The organism is Mesorhizobium prunaredense (genome assembly GCF_900156895.1).
GTDB classification, from domain to species: domain Bacteria; phylum Pseudomonadota; class Alphaproteobacteria; order Rhizobiales; family Rhizobiaceae; genus Mesorhizobium; species Mesorhizobium prunaredense.
Genome location: NZ_FTPD01000027.1, coordinates 75,115 through 81,996 on the forward strand (window position 1 = coordinate 75,115; position 6,882 = coordinate 81,996).

Annotated in this window: 7 protein-coding genes and 1 pseudogene; all 8 read left to right on the plus strand. The window is 61.8% G+C overall.

Features of this window, described 5'->3' with window-relative positions:
- The first annotated feature begins 35 nt into the window (after nt 1-35).
- Nucleotides 36-464 carry a DUF6130 family protein gene (locus tag BQ8794_RS21320; protein ID WP_077380650.1) on the plus strand — a complete coding sequence of 143 codons (429 nt, stop codon included), beginning with the start codon at nt 36-38 and terminating at the stop codon, nt 462-464.
- The gene (locus BQ8794_RS21325; protein ID WP_077380651.1) at nt 461-1,738 is read left to right on the plus strand and encodes an epoxide hydrolase family protein; all 1,278 of its coding nucleotides are present in this window, start codon (nt 461-463) and stop codon (nt 1,736-1,738) included. Before BQ8794_RS21320 ends, BQ8794_RS21325 begins: the two co-directional genes overlap by 4 nt.
- Before the next feature lie 67 nt (nt 1,739-1,805).
- Entirely contained in the window at nt 1,806-2,468 is a 663-nt protein-coding gene (locus tag BQ8794_RS21330) for a VOC family protein (RefSeq protein ID WP_077380652.1), read from the plus strand.
- Nucleotides 2,469-2,597: 129 nt separating this feature from the next.
- Complete coding sequence (locus BQ8794_RS21335) at nt 2,598-3,404, plus strand: SDR family NAD(P)-dependent oxidoreductase (RefSeq protein ID WP_077380653.1); 807 nt, start codon at nt 2,598-2,600, stop codon at nt 3,402-3,404.
- Between the two features lie 53 nt (nt 3,405-3,457).
- Nucleotides 3,458-4,195 (plus strand): hypothetical protein, encoded by a 738-nt coding sequence (locus BQ8794_RS21340; protein ID WP_143744642.1) that lies wholly within the window; start codon nt 3,458-3,460, stop codon nt 4,193-4,195.
- 41 nt (nt 4,196-4,236) lie between these two features.
- Nucleotides 4,237-5,289 carry an alpha/beta fold hydrolase gene (locus BQ8794_RS21345; protein ID WP_077380655.1) on the plus strand — a complete coding sequence of 351 codons (1,053 nt, stop codon included), beginning with the start codon at nt 4,237-4,239 and terminating at the stop codon, nt 5,287-5,289.
- Between the two features lie 112 nt (nt 5,290-5,401).
- On the plus strand, nt 5,402-6,436 hold the full coding sequence (locus BQ8794_RS21350) for an adenylate/guanylate cyclase domain-containing protein (RefSeq protein WP_077380656.1): 1,035 nt from the start codon (nt 5,402-5,404) through the stop codon (nt 6,434-6,436).
- 15 nt (nt 6,437-6,451) lie between these two features.
- Nucleotides 6,452-6,666: pseudogene (locus tag BQ8794_RS21355) on the plus strand (NADP-dependent phosphogluconate dehydrogenase); the annotation flags it as partial.
- Nucleotides 6,667-6,882 lie beyond the last annotated feature (216 nt).

Sequence of the window (6,882 nt, forward strand, 5' to 3'; positions counted from 1 at the left end):
TAACCCCCAGCGCATCTCCAAAAGGAGAGAATGCAATGAACCTTCTCATCCAGACGCTCACCGCACTCGCGGCTTGCACCGTGTTCGCCACGGGTGCGTTCGCCCAGAGCACGGTCGTGCCCATCGACAATGAGCCCGCGCCAAAGCTGATCGTGGAGCCGCCGCTTCCGGGTCCGTTGGCCGGGGGCGTGGTGTTCATCCCGTACCGGGTGGAGAACCTGCGCATCCTGCCTGTCGGTGGGCCGGCCGCGCGCAACGTGTCTCCGCGGGTCGGGCATCTGCACCTCACCGTCGACGACCTGCCCTGGGCGTGGGCGGATTACGGTCAGAGCGACACCATCATCCTGGTGGGCATGCCGCGCGGTCAGCACAAGGTCCTAGTCGAGGTGGTGGACGCCGAAGGTAACGTCTTCACCAAGCAAACGGTGACGTTCCACTCGCCGGGCAAGGAGATTCAGCCATGAAGCTCCACAAGTTGGCGACCGTGCTGGCATTTGGGCTTTGCTTCTTTTCCGCCTTGGCCAACGCCAGTGCGGCCGAAGATCGCTCGATCCGGCCCTTCACCGTCAGCATCCCGCAAGCGGCGCTCGAAGACCTTCGTCGGCGCATCGCCGAAACACGGTGGCCGGATCGCGAGACGGTCGATGACCAGTCGCAGGGCATACAGTTGGCGAAGCTGAAGCCGCTCGTCAAGTATTGGGGCACCGGCTACGACTGGCGAAAGGCCGAGGCCAAGCTCAACACCCTGCCTCAATTCATGACAACGATCGACGGCGTGGAGACTCACTTCATTCACGTCCGCTCGAAGCATCCCAATGCTTTGCCGCTGATCATGACGCATGGCTGGCCCGGGTCGGTGTTCGAACTGCTCAAGACCGTGGGCCCGCTGACGGATCCCACAGCTCATGGCGGACGAGCGGAGGACGCGTTCGATCTCGTCCTGCCTTCGATGCCGGGATATGGCTTCTCCGGCAAACCGACAGAGACGGGTTGGGGACCTGATCGCATCGCGCAAACCTGGGCGGAGCTGATGAAACGCCTGGGTTACACCCGCTACGTCGCACAGGGTGGCGACTGGGGCTCCCCCGTCTCCAGCGCGATGGCGCGCCAGGCGCCGACAGGTCTGCTCGGCATTCATATTAACTTGCCGGCGGTGGTGCCGCCCGAGATCGCCGCGGTGCTCGCCGTCGGCGGGCCAGCGCCAACGGGACTCACGGATAAGGAACGCGCAGCGTTTGACGCGCTCAGCGCTGCAGCCAAGATGGGGAACAGATCCTACGCTACGATGATGGGCACCCGGCCGCAGACGATCGGCTACGCCATCAATGACTCTCCCACAGGCCTCGCGGCGTGGATGCTCGGACATCCGGGCTTCTCACGCTGGACATACGACAACAGCGATCCCGAAAAGTCCCCGGACGAGGTGCTGGACGACATTACTCAGTACTGGCTGAGCAACAGCGCGACCTCAGCAGGGCGGCTGTACTGGGAGTACGGTGGACGCAGCGTTGTTTTTGCGGCCGTGGAGCGGACCCTCGAGATCGCGCTGCCGGTGGCCATCACGGTCTTTCCGGAGGAAACTTATCTGGCCCCGGAGACGTGGGCCCGGCGCGCCTATCCAAACCTGATTTACTTTCATGAGGTCGACAAGGGCGGTCATTTCGCCGCCTGGGAGCAGCCCGAACTGTTTTCCGCCGAGTTGCGTGCGGCGTTCCGACCGCTCCGACAAGATTTCTGAGGCGCGCGTACCAGGCACCAGCTCGGACGCGTTCAACGCTTAACAGGTTAAACCTAAGGAGATCGACATGAGCAGCACCACTCTGACGCATAGCGAAAAACCGATCGAAACTCCCGGAACGCGGGCGCTCGACATGAAGCTCGAGGCCGTGGTTATCCCAGTTTCGGACGCAGCACGCTCCAAGCAGTTTTACGAAGGCCTGGGTTGGAGGCTCGACGGCGACTTCGTCGTCGGCGACACGTTCCGGGCGATGCAGTTCACGCCTCCGGGCTCGCCGGCCTCGATCCATTTCGGCACCGGCATCACGTCGGCCGCGCCCGGCTCCGCAAGCGGGCTTTTCCTCGTCGTGTCGGACATTGACGCCGCGCGCGCCGAACTCATTGGCCACGGCGTCGAGGTGAGCGAAGTGTTCCACCGCGCCGGTCCGGGCAAACCAGCGCTCAGCGGCAGGCATCCGGAGCGGCAGAGCTACTCCTCTTACGCAACCTTCAAGGATCCAGACGGCAACGAGTGGCTGCTGCAGGAGGTCACCACCCGGCTCCCTGGCCGGGTCGATTCCAATACGACGGACTATGCTTCGGTAGCGGACCTTGCGGCCGCAATGTGGCGCGCGGGGTTAGCCCACGGCGAGCACGAGAAGCGCAACGGCGGCCAGCGCGATGAGAATTGGCCGGACTGGTACGCCAAGTACATGGTGGCGGAGCAGGCGGGCAAGCCGCTGCCGCTTTAAGCAGCAACCGAAATTGGGTGAGCGGGACGGGTCACCGTCCCGCCGCCAAACTTGGCCGGCGATTCAAGCCAGGTTTGCGGCTGATGGTTTCACGCGCAGTTGCCAGCGCAATCGAACGGGAGAGCAATCATGACGTATTCCAAAATGGGCATTGCTCTGGTGACCGGCGCCTCGGCCGGGATCGGAGCGATCTACGCTGACCGGCTGGCGCGCCGCGGCTATGACCTCATTCTCGTGGCGCGCAGCCAGGAGAGGCTGGACGAAGTGGCCAAGCGCATCGCCGGCTCAACGAATAGCAACGTTAGCGCCGTTGCCGCTGACCTCAACGACAAGGCGGATCTGGGCCGGATCGAGACCTTGCTCGGCGCCGATCCCGCCATCACGATGTTGGTCAACAACGCTGGCATCGGCGCGGTCGCGCCGCTTTTGGAGTCCGACGTGGACAAAATGCAGGCGATGATCGAGCTCAACATCACAGCGCTGACTCGCCTGACTTATGCCGCGGCTCCGGCCTTTGTGGCGCGCGGCGGCGGCACAATCATCAACATCTCGTCAGCCGTCGCTATCGCGCCGGAAATCCTCAACGGTGTCTATGGCGCGACGAAAGCCTTTGTGCTCGCTTTCAGCCTTTCGCTCCACAAGGAGCTTGCGGACAAGAAGCTGCGCATCCAGGCGGTTCTGCCCGGCGCCATCGCCACCAATTTCTGGGACGTATCAGGAGGTTCACTCGACGATCTGCCGAGCAAGGCGATCATGCAGTCCGATGACCTCGTCGACGCGGCCCTTGCCGGCCTCGACCAGGGCGAGTTGGTGACTATTCCGTCGCTTCCCGACGTCGCCGACTGGCACGCCTATGAAGCGGCGCGGCAGAAACTCATCCCGAACCTTTCGCTCAACACCTCGCCGGCGCGGTACGGCGTCGCCGTGGCCGCGTAAGCAAGCGAAAACTCAGTGGGTCAGCCTGGGTAAAGCGCCAGAGGAGAATCAAAATGGACAAACTTTTGACGGCGGTCCTCGAGGCACATGGCGGTTTGCCGAATTGGGGCAACGTTACAAGTATCACTGCGCAAATGTCGCTTGGGGGCGTATTTTGGGCTGCAAGGGGCTGGCCGGACGTCTACTCCAAGCAGACCGTCACGCTCGATCCACATCGCGAGCACATCGTTTTTTCGCCCTTCACAGCACCAGACCGTATGTCTGTGCTGGATGTCGCTCCCGAGCGGGTCGCTATCGCTACGCGCGACGGCCGCATCATCGAGGAACGTTTCAATCCACGTGGCTCATTTCCGCTGCCCTTTTTGGATGGCAGCACACCTTGGGATGCGATCCAGGTGGCGTACTTCACGAGCGCCGCCGTATGGAACTACCTCACGGCACCGTTCGTCTTCACACTGCCCGGTGTCGAAGCACGAGAAATCGCCCCTTGGAGAGAGGGCGCGCAAACGTGGCGACGGCTGGCCGTCACGTTCCCTAAGACCATCGCCAACCATAACGCCGATCAGGTCTTTTATTACGACGATGCGTTTATGCAGCGACGCATGGACTATTCGCCCGACGTGACGGGAAACCCGCCGGTCGCACACTACGCTTATGATCACAAAACCTTTGACGGGTTCGTATTCCCGACACGGCGGCGTGTGCTCCTCCATGACGCCGAGGGGGTCGCAAACCAAGCATTCGCACCTATCACGGTCGACGTGTCCGATGTGACAGTCGACCGAAGATAATATTCCGACCAAGCACCATGTTATCAACGGGTACAAACACAATGACCGAACAGATAGACCTCCATCGGCGGCACCTTTTGGGCGCGGCCGTCACCACCGTCGCGATCGCTCAGTTCGCCATGGCCGGCTCGGCAAGCGCACAACTCAGCATGACGAAAACGGGTGCCACAACAATCAAACCGGGCACGAATACATCGTTCGGCCCGTTGAAACAGGTCACCGCGGGCGTGCTCAACATGGGATATGCGGAGCTTGGACCGGCCGACGGTGCGCCGGTCATCCTCCTGCATGGCTGGCCCTACGACATTCACACTTACATCGACGTTGCACCCATTTTGGCGTCGAGGGGCTTTCGCGTCATCGTCCCCTATCTTCGCGGCTACGGCACGACGCAGTTTCTCTCCAGCGAAACACCGCGAAATGGCCAGCAGGCGGTGGTCGCCGTCGACGTCATCGCGCTGATGGATGCACTGCAAATCGATAAGGCGATTGTCGGCGGTTGCGACTGGGGCGCACGCACGGCTAACATCGTCGCGGCGCTGTGGCCGGAACGCTGCAAGGCCCTTGTTTCGGTCAGCGGCTACCTGATCGGCAGCCAGCAGGCCAACAAGATGCCACTGCCACCGAAAGCCGAACTCCAATGGTGGTACCAGTACTACTTCGCCACCGAACGCGGCCAGGCCGGCTACGAAAAGTACCGGCGGGACTTTGCCAAGCTGATCTGGCAGATTGCCTCGCCGCAGTGGACGTTCGACGACGCCACGTTCGAGCGCAGCGCCAGGGCCTTCGACAATTCGGATCATGTGGCGGTCGTCATCCACAATTATCGCTGGCGGCTCGGCCTCGCAGAAGGCGAACCGCAATATGACGTTCTGGAGCAGCGGCTTGCAAAGGCGCCGGTGATCGGCGTGCCGACGATCACCCTTGAGGGTGACGCCAACGGCGCTCCGCATCCCGACCCCGGTGCCTATGCCAAGAAGTTTTCGGGCAAGTACGAGCACCGCCTCATTACCGGCGGCATAGGGCATAATCTTCCACAAGAAGCCCCGCGGGCATTTGCAGACGCCATACTGGAGGTGGCGAGCCTAGCCTGAGCAAATCGCCATACCGCGATACATGATCGAGGGTGCCCAGGGCGAAACTGATGAAATCACAACCGCACCGAGCAACAGGCCGGGGGCCCGATCTCATCGAGCAGGAAACGAAATGAACACTGGCCGGGACCGCTTTCGTCGCCCTTTGCAGTGGCTCCTCGCACCCATTGTGGGGGCAGTAGCGGGCTTTGCCTACGCGCTGATATTCGACGTCGAGGCCCTGCACTCCGCAGTCAGGGGCGTGTTCATCGGAACTCCTATTCTGTTGTATGAACGCGGCGTTATCATGCGCCGATGGCGCAATATCATCCGGCAAGCGGCAACGCCGGTCTTCGTCGTGACTACGATCGCAACCTACGTTTTGATGATCTTGATCGGCAACGCCGCCGCCGGCACAGCGCTTCACCATCTCATCGGCTATATGAGCACCGCGCGGGAAGCCATGGTGATGTCGGAGTCCGGTCTTCTGTATTCACTCGGTGTCTCCACGCTCGTCGCATTCGTGTTCCGACTGCGTGACCTTATCGGGCCGAGCCTGTTCACCAGCCTGCTTCTCGGTCGTTATCACCGGCCCATCGAGGAGGAGCGGATCTTTCTGTTTCTCGATGTCAGCGGCTCCACGCACTTCGCGGAGCGATACGGCGATCTGGAGACCCAGGCCTATCTCGGACAGATATTCAACGCACTTGCGTCTCCCGTTCGTCGCTCCCAGGGCTCTATTGACGACTACATCGGCGATATGGCGCTGGTCACCTGGCCCATGGATCGCGGCATGCGGGACGCCGCGTGTCTTCGTTGCGTCTTCGACTTCGCGGCGGCCATAAGGGATCAGGCGGCGGCGTGGCAAGCACGTTTCGGGCAAGTGCCGGAGTTTCGCGCCGTCCTGCATTGCGGGTCGGTGGTTACGGCTGAGATTGGCCTTGAACGACACAAGATTGCGTATTTCGGCGATGTCGTAAATACCACTGGACGTCTGGAGTCGCTATCCAAGGCTCTCGGTCAACCTATTCTGGTCTCCGCAGATATTCTCGCCGGTATCCGTGTTCTACCTCCACATCTCGTCGCGGAGAACCTCGGATTTCATGTGATTAGAGGCCGAGATGAACCGCTTCAGATCTCAGCCGTAAGGCTAGCATTGGGAAGCTGATGGGAGTGGCGCCATCTCCTCGACCGCGCCGGCCAGAAGGGCACCGGCAAATGTCGGTCATCGAGGCGCAGCAGCTCGGCATTCCGGCCACCGCGATCGAGGCCGCGGTGGCGGCGCGCGTGCTGTCGTCGATCAAGGACGAGCGGCTGGCCGCCGAAAAGGCCTATGGCAATGGCGGCGTGACCGGAGACAAGGACGCGCTTCTTGAGGATCTCGAACTGGCGCTGTTCGAGCGTGTGCGTCCAATCCTCCTCACTCGTTCGTGTGACATGGGTTGCGATCTTCGACTCAGGCGGAACCCATGATTCACAACCGACCCCCGGGGAACACTGTTGCCGCCCTTAGCCGTCTTATCGGTATCGGGAAGCCGCTGATCTGTGATAAGCCGCCGCCCGAACAGCCAAAGGAGTACACCCGTGAGCGAGCCGACCGTGGCCGAGGCGACC

Coding starts and splice junctions, on each gene's coding strand:
- BQ8794_RS21320 (WP_077380650.1), top strand. CDS start 36: ATGAACCTTCTCATCCAGACGCTCACCGCACTCGCGGCTTGCACCGTG.
- BQ8794_RS21325 (WP_077380651.1), top strand. CDS start 461: ATGAAGCTCCACAAGTTGGCGACCGTGCTGGCATTTGGGCTTTGCTTC.
- BQ8794_RS21330 (WP_077380652.1), top strand. CDS start 1,806: ATGAGCAGCACCACTCTGACGCATAGCGAAAAACCGATCGAAACTCCC.
- BQ8794_RS21335 (WP_077380653.1), top strand. CDS start 2,598: ATGACGTATTCCAAAATGGGCATTGCTCTGGTGACCGGCGCCTCGGCC.
- BQ8794_RS21340 (WP_143744642.1), top strand. CDS start 3,458: ATGGACAAACTTTTGACGGCGGTCCTCGAGGCACATGGCGGTTTGCCG.
- BQ8794_RS21345 (WP_077380655.1), top strand. CDS start 4,237: ATGACCGAACAGATAGACCTCCATCGGCGGCACCTTTTGGGCGCGGCC.
- BQ8794_RS21350 (WP_077380656.1), top strand. CDS start 5,402: ATGAACACTGGCCGGGACCGCTTTCGTCGCCCTTTGCAGTGGCTCCTC.